At 38.1% G+C, this 13,975-nt stretch carries 13 protein-coding genes; 7 read left to right on the top strand and 6 right to left on the bottom strand.

What is annotated here, in order from left to right; all coding sequences use genetic code 11:
• Position 1 precedes the first annotated feature (1 nt).
• Positions 2-904: a LysR family transcriptional regulator gene (locus LEP1GSC202_RS15825; protein WP_015678890.1), complete on the top strand. Its 903-nt coding sequence runs from the start codon at positions 2-4 to the stop codon at positions 902-904.
• A 134-nt stretch (positions 905-1,038) separates the two neighbouring features.
• Here LEP1GSC202_RS15825 and LEP1GSC202_RS15820 read toward each other — a convergent pair whose 3' ends face one another.
• Positions 1,039-2,361, bottom strand: a complete 1,323-nt coding sequence (locus LEP1GSC202_RS15820; protein WP_015678772.1) for an LA_0442/LA_0875 N-terminal domain-containing protein — start codon at positions 2,359-2,361, stop codon at positions 1,039-1,041.
• Between the two features lie 274 nt (positions 2,362-2,635).
• Between LEP1GSC202_RS15820 and LEP1GSC202_RS15815 the strand changes: the two genes are divergently transcribed.
• From LEP1GSC202_RS15815 to LEP1GSC202_RS15795, 5 genes are all read left to right on the top strand, one after another.
• Positions 2,636-4,093: an HD-GYP domain-containing protein gene (locus tag LEP1GSC202_RS15815; RefSeq protein WP_039929281.1), complete on the top strand. Its 1,458-nt coding sequence runs from the start codon at positions 2,636-2,638 to the stop codon at positions 4,091-4,093.
• Between the two features lie 89 nt (positions 4,094-4,182).
• Entirely contained in the window at positions 4,183-4,557 is a 375-nt protein-coding gene (locus LEP1GSC202_RS15810; protein ID WP_015678757.1) for a Na+/H+ antiporter NhaA, read from the top strand.
• Positions 4,558-4,571: 14 nt separating this feature from the next.
• Positions 4,572-5,675 carry a helix-turn-helix transcriptional regulator gene (locus LEP1GSC202_RS19500; protein WP_015678802.1) on the top strand — a complete coding sequence of 368 codons (1,104 nt, stop codon included), beginning with the start codon at positions 4,572-4,574 and terminating at the stop codon, positions 5,673-5,675.
• An 84-nt stretch (positions 5,676-5,759) separates the two neighbouring features.
• Positions 5,760-6,398 (top strand): LIC_13076 family protein, encoded by a 639-nt coding sequence (locus LEP1GSC202_RS15800; RefSeq protein ID WP_015678840.1) that lies wholly within the window; start codon positions 5,760-5,762, stop codon positions 6,396-6,398.
• Positions 6,385-7,674, top strand: a complete 1,290-nt coding sequence (locus LEP1GSC202_RS15795) for a hypothetical protein (protein ID WP_039929238.1) — start codon at positions 6,385-6,387, stop codon at positions 7,672-7,674. The genes LEP1GSC202_RS15800 and LEP1GSC202_RS15795 overlap by 14 nt, the downstream gene beginning before the upstream one ends.
• 93 nt (positions 7,675-7,767) lie before the next feature.
• Here LEP1GSC202_RS15795 and LEP1GSC202_RS15790 read toward each other — a convergent pair whose 3' ends face one another.
• From LEP1GSC202_RS15790 to LEP1GSC202_RS15775, 4 genes are all read right to left on the bottom strand, one after another.
• A complete protein-coding gene (locus LEP1GSC202_RS15790) occupies positions 7,768-8,724 on the bottom strand; it encodes an ankyrin repeat domain-containing protein (RefSeq protein WP_015678786.1) in 957 nt (318 codons plus the stop codon).
• 381 nt (positions 8,725-9,105) lie between these two features.
• Entirely contained in the window at positions 9,106-10,173 is a 1,068-nt protein-coding gene (locus tag LEP1GSC202_RS15785) for an ankyrin repeat domain-containing protein (RefSeq protein ID WP_015678801.1), read from the bottom strand.
• Positions 10,174-10,662: 489 nt separating this feature from the next.
• Entirely contained in the window at positions 10,663-11,058 is a 396-nt protein-coding gene (locus tag LEP1GSC202_RS15780) for a hypothetical protein (protein WP_039929236.1), read from the bottom strand.
• The gene (locus LEP1GSC202_RS15775; RefSeq protein ID WP_015678872.1) at positions 11,055-11,552 is read right to left on the bottom strand and encodes an ankyrin repeat domain-containing protein; all 498 of its coding nucleotides are present in this window, start codon (positions 11,550-11,552) and stop codon (positions 11,055-11,057) included. Before LEP1GSC202_RS15775 ends, LEP1GSC202_RS15780 begins: the two co-directional genes overlap by 4 nt.
• Before the next feature lie 770 nt (positions 11,553-12,322).
• Here LEP1GSC202_RS15775 and LEP1GSC202_RS15765 point away from each other — a divergent pair.
• Positions 12,323-12,691 carry a hypothetical protein gene (locus tag LEP1GSC202_RS15765; protein WP_156825405.1) on the top strand — a complete coding sequence of 123 codons (369 nt, stop codon included), beginning with the start codon at positions 12,323-12,325 and terminating at the stop codon, positions 12,689-12,691.
• 182 nt (positions 12,692-12,873) lie between these two features.
• Here LEP1GSC202_RS15765 and LEP1GSC202_RS15760 read toward each other — a convergent pair whose 3' ends face one another.
• Positions 12,874-13,269, bottom strand: coding sequence for a pepsin/retropepsin-like aspartic protease family protein (locus LEP1GSC202_RS15760; RefSeq protein ID WP_039929231.1), 396 nt, complete (start codon positions 13,267-13,269; stop codon positions 12,874-12,876).
• Positions 13,270-13,975 lie beyond the last annotated feature (706 nt).

Here is a 13,975-nt window from a genome sequence, read left to right as displayed (position 1 = left end):
TATGGAATTCAGACAAATCACTTATTTCCTCGCAATCTCAGAAGTTGGAACATTCCAAAAAGCAGCTATGCGACTGGGGTTAACACAGCCGGCACTTTCTAGACAGATTTATCTTTTGGAAAAGGAATTAGGAGTCCGTGTTTTAGAAAGAGGAGGAAGGACAGTTCGCTTAACAATAGAAGGTGAAAGATTCTATCAATATTCCATTCGAATGAAAGAATTATGGGAAGAAATACAAAATGGTTTTTCCAAAGACAATGAACTGAAAGGAAACTTTTCTATTTCCGCAGGAGGAACTGTTTCTGCTTGGATTTTACCTCAAATTTTAAAGGAAATCCTAAAAACAAAAAAAGGGCTTTCTCTGTCGGTTAGAGAAGGAGATGCCATTGAAACGAAAAACGCAGTCTTAAAGGGAGAAGTTGATCTTGGAATATTGACAGGGCCCATCTCAGAACCTAGTTTAAATGTTGTAGAATTTTTATCCGATCGGATCTTCCCTTGTGCAGCAAAAGATCATCCTATTTTTTTAAAAAAGAAAATCAAAATCGAAGACTTAAAAAAACATACATTTGTTTTTTTCCACCCAGGATCTGCTCTCAGAAAAGCTGTGGAAAAAAAAATCAAATCCTTTACAAAAGAGTTTAGTTCCAATATCGCCATGGAACTCAGGAGTGTCGAATCCGTAATCAAATCCTTGGAAGCAGGACTCGGAATCGGATTTTTATCTGAATACTCCATGAGTCCCAAACTAAAAAAAATAAAATTCGAAAACTGGAATGCTGAGAGAAAATTTTATCTCTGTTATCGGAAAAAATCTGGTCCTGGACTTACGATGCTTGTAGAAGAAATTTTAAGATCCGCCGAAGAATGGAAATTGGAAAAGCGAATGAGTTCCCTATTATAAAAAAAACTTTCATAATGATCTGGAAGATGTTGCTCAACTTTATATAATCTGTTCCTTCACAATGAAAAAACCTTTTCGTATCCGTATCATTCCAAGTTTATCATGGAAACTTGCAATGATACTTGTTTATGATTCTAAAAATCAAAACGATAATTGGTTCCAACTTGCACATAACTCAAACTTGTTTTCGAATCATACAACATCGGAATTAACGTTTTAGGTCCATAAAAGCTAAGTAAGATTTGGGAAGGATCAGAGTTTCCTCTTCCATCGTTTTCGGTGATGTAACCTGACTGTATTTTATTATTTAAAGTCATGTTACTTGCTTCGACAAATACACTTAAGTTCTCTTTGACTTTTGTTGTGAATTTTAAATTCACTTCCGTTCCAATCGATTTCCATTGGTAATCAAGGCCGTTTTGACTGTAACGAAAAGAAGTGGAATCCGTTCGAAATTCATTACTCCGAAAGGAAGATGGACCTTGCATATCCAAATGTAAAATCTGTCCTTGCAGAGTAAACCTTTCCCAAAATTTCCATTCGAATCCAATGCCAACACTGTAACCTTTAAGATGACTGGTTGTATTGCGGTAATTGATTCGATTGGGATTCTGTCCCGTGGCTGTAATCCCACCTATGCTATCAACTTCTTGGTTACTTTTCGTCCAAATCCTTTCAAGACCTCCTAAAATTTGAAGGTCAAGGACAGGATGTGGGTAAGGTGAGAAACCAACTCTCGAAGAAAATTTTTGAAATTTTGTATCACCGTTTCCAACCAGAACATTTGTACTTCTATCGGAAATGGAAGATGATCCTCCTCCACTTCCAAATGCAAGAGTTTGAATGCCTTCAATTTCTAAATTACCTTTTGCCTCTGTTCCACGAACTTCCACAGTGAACCGGTTCCAAGCATAAAACAAACGGGCGGTCGCACTTCGGTTTCTTGTTACGTAAGGGGTTGTTTGTATCTCCGCTTGGCCATTACTACTAAAAAGAAGGCCCGCAAATTGGATCGTTTGGAAAAAAGGTCTAAGTTCTGATTGGCTATCACCTCTTCCCACTCCCAAGGAACCTTCGAGGTAATGGCGCCTCGCCTGTGAAAGGTCTTCTTCTCTTTTTTTCTCTTTGGATTCCTTGGTTTTACGGTCTGCTTCTTCCTGTTTTAGTTTTTCAGCGAGTTCTTTTTCTTCTTTGAGTTTCCTTTCCTTCTCTGAAACTTGGGTTTCATTTTTCAAAGGAGTCGGCTCTTGCTTCTTTGCAAAGGAAACTTTTCGAACTGAAGATTTGGGAAATACCTTTGTACTTCCGTCTGCAAGTTTGATCGTCAAAGAATCTTTGTCTTGAGCTAAAATAGAACCTTCCCATTTTTCTCCGGACTTCAATAGTATGGTTTCACTTCGAAGAGAGACATTTGCAATGAGGATAAAAGCACATAAGGTAAGGATTATTTTTTTCATGGATTGAATCAGTTCACTACCGCAACATCGGTATCTTAACACATCGGCCTCTGAATGCAAATTGTTTCACTCACTTCCGATACGATTGAAGGAAAAAAATCACGCCGTGCATTTCGAACGATTGGTTCGTTATCAAAATAAATCTCCCAAAGCAAACATTCAACTTTGCAGTATGTGTTTTCGACGTAAAAAAAATGGAAATTGATTGTTGGGAACAGGTACTTCTTTTCGTCCGATATCCCTAAACCATCATATCATCACTGGACATTCATTTTTGAGCGATACCCCTTCCATCACCCCTGACCAACTTGCTAAATTTGAATTCAATGATGATTTATTGAGTAGTTACCGCAAAAACAAACAAATCCCACTCGATCTTTATGATCGCACAGGGAAACTCATCATGTCCAAAAAAAAGAACCCAACAGAAGAGGATTTTGGGAAACTTTTGAAGATTGAATTACAAGGTGCCTACTACCTCAAAACTGAAGTCAAATCGTTGCGAGTCCCATCGGGAGAAACTTCTGACCCTCGTAACACAAAACTTTTTGATCCAGACAAAACAACAGAATTTGCGAAACAAACGGAAACATTAATCCTTGAGCTAAAAAAAGAAGCATTCAATTCAGACCATGCGCTACGAGTTCACAAATCAATTGGAAAAGTTTTAGATGATTTCACAAGTAATCCAGATTTTGAATCAGGATTATTTAATATATTAGAAATATTGAATCATGCTGGTGTTCCAGTTGAATCTGAGCTCATGACCAAACGAACGATAGTTGCCATGGGAATGAAAGTCCGAACCAAAAAAATTGGAGTTGGCGAAGACAACAAACCAAACAAAAAAGACCATCTTTCTGTTATGACAGCAAGTTTCCTTGCAGACATTGGTTATTCAAAATTAGTCCTACCAGACAAACCGAATTTGACCAAGGAAGAATACAATGCAATCCAACAACATCCTATTATCAGTTATCTGATGACTTTAGCAGCACCAGAAATCACACAAGAAATTAGAACCCTTGTACTCAACCATCACAGACCCTTCCGAGGTAGCTCTATCAATAATAACTTCCCTGATAATCAGACAGTGTTCAGAAAACTGATGGTCTTACGAGATAAGTTTGTTAAGGATCCAAGTAAAAAAATGATTGTAGCGGATATTGATGCTCAACTTCGAATCCAAGAATCTAATGTAAACTCAGTTAATTTTGAAGAAGACATTGCGATTCTTTCACTTGCAAGTGAATATGCAAGTTTAACAACAAACCAACCCTGGCGAAAAGCCTTCAATTCGGCAACTGCATTAAAAATGATCGTCAACGATTCATTTTTTTCCTATAGCAATCGAAACATTCGTCACTTACTAGACTATGTTGGTGCAAGTTTAACCAATAACCAAAATATCATCAATGTTGGTGATTATGTCATCACTGCCTCCATTGATTCAGAAAAACAAGTTCATTTTGATATATGTAAAATTTTAGAAGTTGATCGTTTCCAAACTAGGCCTAAAATACAAAGGTTATGCACAATCAAACCTTTATTCAAAAAAGGAATCAAATATCGCATTGCCGACTTTGATATCAACGAAATCCGGATGGACAAACGTAGAGCTGTAATCGACCTTGCAGGCCAAACTTCCAGTACCCAAAGGATCATTTACATCATCGATCCCGAAATGAATGCTCCACTTTATGATGCCGTTACAAAGATGGACACCCTTTAATAGCATAAAACATTTTTTTTGATTCAATATTTAGCCAAGATAGTTTAGATAAATCTAGACATGAATCACTAAAGATAGAATATTATGATATGGAAAAAATTGGGACGATTGCTTCGATCAAAAAAGAAGCGATAATATACAAATTAACCAATCCCTTTCGTTGGTTTGCAGAATTTGGAGCTACTGGTGGACTGATTTTATTTTTTATATCTATCGTTGCCCTAGTATGGGCTAATTCTCCTTACCAAAATGTTTATGAAGATTTCAAAAACATTAATCTTACATTTTCAATTGGAAGTTTCGTAATTTCCAAAGGACTCATACTATGGATTAACGATGCCTTTGCCAATGCGGGAATCACCATCGAAGGTGACTTATTTCGTTCGTTGTCACATTCCGTTTCCTATGGAGTCATTGGCGGACTCTTCCTTGGAAAACCGATTGGTGTCTTTTTGATTTCTTAAATCATGTTACAAAAATGGATATCATTTTAGAAAGAATTACTTTTGCGTCTGGAGGTTTGTCCTTTCTCCTCCTACTTACAGAAATTGGATCCAGAGGCAAACATCCATGGAGACTCTATCTTGTTTTGATTTATTTTGTGCATAGTTTCTTTATGTTATTGGGATGGTCGATTATCTCCAACCAACATGTGATGGCAGCACATTTGGTTTATTTTACAGGTCCAATGATGTTTGTGCATGCGTGGGCTTTGCCAAGATCTCTTCGTTGTATTGCAAACCTTTCCACTAGTGAGGAATTAAGCAGAAACGTGCGTTCAGTCTTATACCAATTACGTTTTCATATTTTCTTTTTTGGAATATCAGGGATGCTTTATGCATTGAACTTCGAAAATCGGCATGAGACCCTCGTTCGCATCCTCACTAAATCTAATTTAACTTCAACTGACTATTTTTCTCCAACTTTACTTATCTTTGCCCAAATCTTTCAAATATATGGACTTTTCGTAACCATTTACAGGGCCAAAACAAAGTTAGGGGAAAAGTCAATCAAAGTGGTGATAGTGATTTGTATTGTTCTCATCATTCGCACTTTTTTTGCTTTGTTGGAACGGATCTTTATGGGAAATGAATATTTACATTCTCACCTGTTCGCTTCTGCAATCACAATTCCTATTTTTTTCATAGGATACAAACTCTATCTAAATTATCTCATTAAATCTAAATTTGAATTAACAAAACCTTACAAGTATTCTCGCCTATCTGACTTGGATTTGGACATTCTTGAAACTAAATTGACAAAAGTAATGGAATTGGATCGGCTTTATCAAAATGAAAATTTAAACCTTCCTGAACTTGCGGATAAAATTGAAGTAACGACCCATCAACTTTCAGAATATTTGAATGTAAAAAAAGGGATCTCGTTCAGGCAATATTTGAATGAATATCGATTGAATATGGCCTGCAAACTATTGGAGACGGAACCACAAAAAACAATTTTGGAAATCGCCTTAGAATGTGGATTCAATGCAAAGTCTACTTTCCATTCTGTATTCCAAAAATCTTTGGGATTGAACCCCAGTGAATATCGGAAAAAATTTGATCCAACACCAAAACCTTAAAAAGAAATCATTTTTTAGTCCAATTGTATACAATGGGACGACAGACCTTGGTAATTTTTATATCTTTAAGATGTGGAAAATTTCATGGAAAGATTGTACCAAAACCAGCGCACTTACCTTTTTCAGGCCCTAATTTCCTTTTCTGTTTTAATTTTTATATTCTCTTGCAAAACAAATCAAGTTTTGGTCGAACAAGGAAACTTGGTAACAAGCTCGTATGTATCGCCACTTGAATGCAAACCAATGATTGAAATAAAAACCTACACATGGTTGTACGGTTCCTATTCGATTAACGAAACTAAGTTCCAATCAGAAAAATACAAAAAAATTCGGATCCGAGAAGAAGTATCGATTCCAGATCTTATTTGGACCATTCCACTTGGAGTTTTATTTTCTATCGGGAAAAAAACAACGATTTATGAAGACTGTGGACCAATTCCAGAAGTGGAAACAGAACTCCTTGTAAAAGAGAGATCGAAAATTTTAGAGGAAGTAGAGAAGGAATACAATCAGCTGCCTCAACTCTTAACAGATCGTGCAAAACGAGAATTAGGTGAGAATTTCAATTCCCAGTTACCGTTAGTATGGTTCATAGATGGAAGGATCAAACAAGGAAAAGTTATCAATCAAAATTCTGAGGAGTTGGAACTTGAAACTAGTGACGGCAAAAGACAAAAGTATTTACGAAGGGATATTTTAAAGGTGCGTTATGCTGTTGATTGATGATTTTCAATTAAAACAATGGTATCGTTTCCTTTTGTTGTTCTTCAATTTGTTTTTTTGGAACTGTGGGTATGCACATTATGAAATGTACATTGAAGATTTATTCCAATCAAAATCAAAATCCACGGAGAACCAACTCATTCTTACCAGCATATTTCAAAATGGGTTAAGTCTCACAACAAATCAAGAATTGTTGGAGTTTTCCAAAACAAAACTTTCGGTTGTAGAAGGTTATCAAGGTGATGAATACCAACTCAAGCTAAAAACTGCACCGACAGAAAACGTATCCATCGATATTTCATGTGATAGTTCGCTCATGATCAACGGAAATTTGGGAGGGATTCGATTGGAGTATGATCCGAATACTTGGAACTCACCTCAAACACTAACTGTGACTGCAACCGCCAATCAGTACCAAGAGGGAATCTCGAAGGCCAAGATACAACACTATCTTCTATCAAATGATCCCAATTTTAACCAAACGAAGCCAATTGAATTAGATGTGATGATCCTCGATAGCAATGATGTGGGGGTTTTGTTTTCCAAAACAAATCTCTCTGTAGCCGAAAGTGGAAACGCAGATTCATTTGAAATTCAATTATCAACGCAACCATTCGACACGGTTACACTCAACTTTAACTCAGCTTCTGAAATCCAAATTTTGGGACAAAGTTCATTTGTGTTTACACCGGAAAATTGGAATGTATCACAAACATTCAGTGTATCTGCTTTTGATGACTCGCTTTCTGAAGGAGCCCATTCCGCTGTAATCATACCCAGTTTACTTTCCAATGATTCTCGTTACCAATCAATCAATTTAAATGAAATACAAGTTCGTATCGTAGATAACGATGCACCTGATGTTACACTTGTTTCAGTTGATAGAAGCATATTACAAACATTTCGTTTGAATGGAGGATCAAATCATTGGGTGGGACTTTCCAACCAAACCATTCCGTTTTCTTTGGATTTTTCTATTACTGGAAGTTGTAATGTAAGTTGTAACGTACCATTTCTAATCGGAATTTATGGATCCACTAAATTAAACCAAACACCTGATTCTCGTGTTTGCCAAACCTTTAACGATGCGGCTCCTCATCCCAAAAACCTATCCTTCAATGGGATACTTGCCGCTCCGATAGAACCTGGAATTTATATGGTTACGATCTGGAGGAGTGCTGGTGGACAATGCAATCCTTGGGCAGGAGGTTTGGGAATGGTCAATAATTATTCTACCCAAGGTCGTTTTTTAGGAGTGATAGAGGTTCTTCCTTAACGATTGTTAACCAAAAGAATTAAATGATGAGAAAAAGGTCAGTTGGTTCATTCATCATTCTGATTTTCAGACCATATTTCGTTCCCAAACAGATCAATCTTTTGCTCCAGCTTTTTCTAACATCCGTATGATGTCATTGAATTGATGTTCCCGAGCAATGCTCAGCGCAGTGCGACCGTCTCTATCTTTTGCGTTCACATCGGCTCCATAATGGATCAATTCTTTTACGAGAGTGTTTCGCTTGTATAACGTTGCCATTCCCAAAACACTTAACCCAAAATGATCTGATGCATTCGGGTCAGCGCCTGCCTTCAATAAAAGACGTATGATTTCGCGTTGCAGGTTCTCTGGATGGTCTTTATATCCTATAACAGCAATTAGGCTTTTACTTGTATGCACTTTTCGGTTCGCGCCAGCTCCAAGCAGGAGTTTCACTAATTTTAAATCTCCTCTGCCAGACGCCAAAACAAGTGCACTCCGATTGCCTGCCCCTTTAGCCTCCCAATGTACATCTACCCCTGAAGCAAGCAGTAAGTTCACGATCTCAATATGACCCGATTTGGTTGCCTCGAAGAGGGCTGTCGTATGTTCATTGTTTTGTGCATTGACATTGGCACCGTTTTTTATTAAAAGGCGAACGATTTCGGTGTGCCCATTTGCTGAAGCTGCCACAATCGGTGCAGTCAAATTGACATCGGCTCCTCGAGAGAGAAGCAATTTCACCGTTTCCATATGCCCTTCACTTGCCGCTCCTTCTAAAGCGGTCGCGCGTGAGGGGGATCCAACTACCTGTGCATTGATATTTGCTCCCGAATCTAGTAACAACATTACCGAATCAGTGTGCCCCCAGGTAGCTGCCATTCGCAACGGGTAAACTAAATGGCGATTGGGTGCATTTGCATTCGCACCATTTTTGAGGAAGGTCCGAAGAATTTCGTTTTGTCCGTCCCCGGCGGCTCTTACAAAAACATCTGGATCAGGACGTCTGATCGTCGAACAATGCAAAACGAAAAGGAGCAGAAAGAGAGAGTGAGGGAACGATTGGGGCATGTTGGATAAAAGCCCAGTAGAAACATAAGATCAAGAAGATTTTTTCGTCTTCCGAATGTTAAGCCCTTTCGCATGCCGAAAGATTGGTTATCAAAACTTCTTGTTCCTTGCGAGTATTTTGAATGAATGATGAAGGTTCGATGCGATTTTGATTCTAATGCTTTATTTGGAGTTACCCAGTGCCTATTACGAGGATTGGAACGGAAGTAAATGGATCGTTCTAATTCAAAAGCATTGAGAACTGCCCTCGATCCTTTTTAGCATTTTAGCAATGAAAAGGATCGAGATTGATTCTGATTGGATCTTGGTACATTTTGTTTCATCAAAAGGAAAACAGAAAACAAACAACAACCGAGCCAAAGACAACAAAGCCAGAATGTTTCAATATGTTTTGAGGATATCAATTACTTTTGTATGTCCAAATGATTTTGCAACCGCAAGTGGCGTACGTCCATCTTTGTCTTTTATTTTAGGATTGGCTTTATAATCCAAAAGTAATTTTACCATATCGCCAAATCCTTGTTGCGCGGCCCTGTGCAATGCAGTATCACCATAAATGGTTTTTGCATGAATGTCAGCACCATTTTCCAATAAGAATCTCGCTTCCTCAATTCGATTGTTCCAAGCAAGAGAGATGAGGGCAGTCTCCCCATATTTATCCTTTCCATTGATATCAGCCTTGTATTGGAGTAATAACTTTAAAAAGGGAAGGATATCTTCTTTCTCGAGGTAACGTGCAACACGAATCAGTGAAGTATTGGCAGCACGTTCTAATTCTCTTGCAAGGTTTGGATTTGCACCTCTTTCGAGTAAAAATTTTGCCGCTTCAAAGTTATGACTGAATATCGCTTCACCAACAGGAGTTTGCCCCCAAATATCGATAGCATCTAGTTTAGCACCCTTCTCGACCAAAAGTCTAAGTATGTTCATTTTCTCTTTCGCACGATAGGTAGGGGAGCCTGGTACCAACATAATGAGTGCATTTCTTCCATTCCCCTTGGTCAATTTTCCATTGGAACCAACATGATGGGTCATTGATGCATTGGCATCGGCTCCTTTTTCTATCAGTAATGTAATGATTTCTAAATAAGTCCCTGACGGAACATCGGAATTTCCTAAGCTTGCGGCACTCATAATTGGTGTTTTGCCATAAACGTCTCCCAAGTTGGGATTAGCACCACTCTCTAACAAAAGTTTTACGATTTCAACTTCCCCCAATGAGGCTGCAAAATTAAGTGGTGTATAACCCATCAATTCTTTCACAACAGGATTTAAATTTGCACCTTCTTTGATTGCCTCTTTTGCAAGGTCGACATCATTGTCTTTCATTGCATACTCTAACTTCATATCTGCATTAGGATAATACCGTTCTACCCTTTTTGGTCCACAGACTAAGGTAAAACATAAAATGAGTGTAAGTGGTAGGATTGGTTTTAAATTGGCTATCATGGTCGACCCCCGAAAATCTAGAGTCTATCGATTGATTTCAATTTGTCTCTTAAAAAAATAAATTTACCATTATCGTTTTATCCAGATTCATGATTCCGGATATTTTTAAAACTTACTTTGTTTGATTCGTTTTTTAAATTTTAAACATTCGCTCTCTCGATACATGATGGATCCGATCAAGATTCAATAGGTTTAACACTCCAGAACTTTCAAAAATCTTTTTAAGAAGGTAAAGTGAGTGTATGAGTTGTCTTTGATTCAGTCGACACAATGAACTTTTTGGAAATCAAATTTGGAAATTCATGAATCGAGTGGAACAAACGATTGGTTTGTGTTAGGGGAAAATTCGCAAAGCCCATGAACCACACCCCACATGGCCTAACTCAGGTGGGGTTTGTGGAATCGCATTTACATTATGTTACATGATTACCGAGCCAAATCGAAACACCGATTGCGAAACGATAGGATCGAAGGAAAGGAGATAATTTCTCAATGCCCTCCTCCTCCATGACCACCACCACTGGAACCACCACTGCTGGATCCACCGCTACCACTCCCTCCTCCACCTCCTGAAGGAGAGCGACCGCCACCTCCAGAACGACTCCCAGATCGATTGGACGAAGAAGACCGAGATGAGGAAGAATGACTTTTCGAATCACACTTGGAGTAACAAGCCATATATAGGACTGGACAGGTAAGATTGAGTTGATTGGGATTTGCAGAGGAACTTTGCATCGTAATGAGATAACAAAGGGATTGGTCCGTTACACACTTCTTCCTACAACTATCGATCGAATCATTGGAAAATGTATTCGAACAATTTACAAACAACAATAAAAACAGACATGAAAAGAATAATCTAGGAGAGAAAGGTAACATCTTCATTTGGCACCTCTCTCCACCAACAACCGAACAATCTCTTCTCTTTCGGAAAAAAGAATTTCAGACAAGGCAGTATGACCTTCATTTGAGACTAAATTAGGATTTGCTCCTGCATCGAGTAATAGTTTAACAATTCGCGGGTAACGGTTAAAAGATGCCATCATCAAAGCGGTATGTCCGTTTCTGGTTTTTGCATCTAACTCAACTTTCATCGCTACCAAAATTAATACAATTTCCGTATGACCTTCCTTACAAGCAATCATCAGAGGTGTTAACCTTTCAAATGTGTCTTCAGGTTTATTGATATCGTAACCTAAACTGATAAGCTGTCGGACTCTTTCCGTATTACCAATTGCAACTTGGTAATAAAGATTGTGAAATCGCTCTTCTGATCTCGTTTGAATGTTCGCACATTGAATCGTTAACAAGAGAAAACTGAATGCAAGGTAAACGGCTCGTTTCATGATTGCATTCTCACATGACACAAGCCGTTTCAAAATAGTGGTTTTCCGCAAATGTGGGAAACTACTATGTGTAAGATGGTAACATATAGATATTTTCGTTTACTTTTATTAATACAGAACTATCCGAAAATAATTGATGCAAACAGGAGTATGAAAGAAGGAAAAACAGAATCTAAAAATTCATTCCATTTTTTTATTAAATCATCTACTGCGGATTACAGTTACAATATGAGAGAGACCTGACCAACTGAACTGGTTAACCATTCCAAATAAAATACGGTCGCCTTTAAACTAGCGCCAACACTGTGCATTAAGTCATTACCGTGCAACATGGCGCAAAGGTGAAAAGATTTAGAATATAATTTAGGTTTTTCTGAAGAGAGTTGTTTGATTTGTGGAATTGTCTTATAGGGGAAATTGTCACCTTCCCACGAGCCAATCCCCGCATGGCCTTACTCGGGTGGGTGATTTTGGCTTCGCTAGCCAATTTTCTCTTATTATTGATTTCTGATGGATCCCCACATTATTTAAAACTAATCTCTTTTTTTTGTAGATACCCTATTATTATTTCCTTGAATTTTAAAAGACAAGTAATAAGTGTTACCTTATGAAACAATTCCTTGCCTTGCCTTGCCTTGCCTTGCCTTGCCTTCTTTCTTACCTTAACTAACTGTTCTACTGAAAAAAAAGACGACATCACCCAATTATTGCTTTTGAACGCACTGAGTTCATCCAGTAGTGTCAATACTGAATGCGGGTATCGGACTAATACAGGTCCTTTAACGGCAGCGGGTAAATTTGAAGTGAATCGCACTTTGCGAACGATTGACAAATGGGAGACAACGAGAAATGGTGGTAGTGAGATACAAGGTGTTGTATTAATTTTCTCTGGCGTAGCTAGTACAGACCGAGTTCGGTTCGTCTATTCTGGCACAGACCTAAATGATTTTGGGCCAGGCGAAAGGAAATCCACTTCAACCTCCTGCCCGTTCGTGCAATCTACGATGGTGCAAGGAGCCAATACCTTAGGAATGACTCGAGACAATTCCGTTAGTAATCGTTGGTTGTATAATGCGAGTGGCACGACTCCATCTCAATTTTCAATGATGATCCTAAGAGATAACTTTGACGATCTTTCTAAAACTTTAAGTGTAATTTTGGAAAATCAGTAACATTGATTCTCCATAACCCTTAGATTAGAATTTACTTTAAACGAAATAAGGGTTAGTATTAAACATCTTCCGTATATTAATTTGCAACTGTAAGCAAAAAAAACTTATACGGAATCTACCTTACCCTGGTTTGCTTTTTGTATTATGAAAAAAGCAGATCATATTTTTCAAAATCAAAATGACTATTTGAAAAAACAACCTTTTGCCTTCGCTGCGGCAAAATTAGGATTTTCTGGATTTATATCCGCTTTTCTTTCTTTTGGAATTACAACGAGATCCATATCTTCCATTGGAATCGCACCTAACAATACCTCAGTGCCCATCACAATGGCTCCAACAAACGCAATTCTATTCTTAAATGCAATTTCTATCGGCCCAACATAAGGAACAAACTGCTTCGATCCATCCGCCAATTCAATTTCTTTTCTGGAATGTTCTTGCAAGTCCAGCTGGACTCGGACATGTTCGGGAATAATCAAATAAACGGAACCTGTATCGGCAAGGGCAACTACACTGATAGGTTGGAGATCAGATCTCTTGGGATTTTTGATCTGTAATTGTCCGTAGGCAAAACCCATAAAAATAGCATAAAACAAAAAAAACTAGAGTCAAGTGAAAGAATATGGTTTAGTCACCCTAGAATGATTCCTGATTCATCGGTGATGCAACATTGAAAGAGAATGAAACCAAAGATGAACATAGATAAGAAGGAAAAAGAATCATATCCCTTTTCAAGCTTGCTCCCCCACCCAAAAAAACAAAAAAGCCCCACTTGTTAGGTGAGGCTTCTATCCAGAACCAGCGAACTGGTATAAATCTTTCCCGAGCCCATTCGTATCGAAGGGGGAGAGAGAATTCTTTTACAATATACAACGTAGCGTGACAACAATCCTAACGAAAGGTAATTGGTTCCTTTATAAAAGGAGGTGATCCAGCCGCACCTTCCGATACTTTCTCACAACTATTATTGCTAGAATATTTGCTTAAGGAAAAGATTTTGTAACTTCACCCTCTTCACGAGGTCTCACTTTAAATCACCCCATCTAACAGCTAATTTCTTTTTTGGGCGAGCCCCCAAAAATCCGAATAGAAAATAAAGTGGTTATTTTAACATTTCTGAATTGAAGATCGAATTTGGGGTCGGGCTATCCAGGGCTTCGGTCGCCAAGCGACCGCTAACGCGCCCTTTCTATCCCTCTCGCAAAGAGAACGAAGACCCTCATATTTCTGAAAGATGCTCACCGAAGATAAACGGAACTTTTCAGAAAGAAATTTAAATGCAGT

Source organism: Leptospira yanagawae serovar Saopaulo str. Sao Paulo = ATCC 700523 (genome assembly GCF_000332475.2).
GTDB classification, from domain to species: Bacteria; Spirochaetota; Leptospiria; order Leptospirales; family Leptospiraceae; genus Leptospira_A; species Leptospira_A yanagawae.
This window is presented reverse-complemented; position numbering and strand designations above follow the sequence as displayed.

What these genes read in the sequence shown, in the direction of transcription:
- LEP1GSC202_RS15795 (WP_039929238.1), top strand. Translation starts at nt 6,385, where the DNA reads ATGCTGTTGATTGATGATTTTCAATTAAAACAATGGTATCGTTTCCTT.
- LEP1GSC202_RS19500 (WP_015678802.1), top strand. Translation starts at nt 4,572, where the DNA reads ATGGATATCATTTTAGAAAGAATTACTTTTGCGTCTGGAGGTTTGTCC.
- LEP1GSC202_RS15800 (WP_015678840.1), top strand. Translation starts at nt 5,760, where the DNA reads ATGGAAAGATTGTACCAAAACCAGCGCACTTACCTTTTTCAGGCCCTA.
- LEP1GSC202_RS15820 (WP_015678772.1), bottom strand. Translation starts at nt 2,361, where the DNA reads ATGAAAAAAATAATCCTTACCTTATGTGCTTTTATCCTCATTGCAAAT.
- LEP1GSC202_RS15780 (WP_039929236.1), bottom strand. Translation starts at nt 11,058, where the DNA reads ATGAAGATGTTACCTTTCTCTCCTAGATTATTCTTTTCATGTCTGTTT.
- LEP1GSC202_RS15825 (WP_015678890.1), top strand. Translation starts at nt 2, where the DNA reads ATGGAATTCAGACAAATCACTTATTTCCTCGCAATCTCAGAAGTTGGA.
- LEP1GSC202_RS15790 (WP_015678786.1), bottom strand. Translation starts at nt 8,724, where the DNA reads ATGCCCCAATCGTTCCCTCACTCTCTCTTTCTGCTCCTTTTCGTTTTG.
- LEP1GSC202_RS15810 (WP_015678757.1), top strand. Translation starts at nt 4,183, where the DNA reads ATGGAAAAAATTGGGACGATTGCTTCGATCAAAAAAGAAGCGATAATA.
- LEP1GSC202_RS15785 (WP_015678801.1), bottom strand. Translation starts at nt 10,173, where the DNA reads ATGATAGCCAATTTAAAACCAATCCTACCACTTACACTCATTTTATGT.
- LEP1GSC202_RS15760 (WP_039929231.1), bottom strand. Translation starts at nt 13,269, where the DNA reads ATGGGTTTTGCCTACGGACAATTACAGATCAAAAATCCCAAGAGATCT.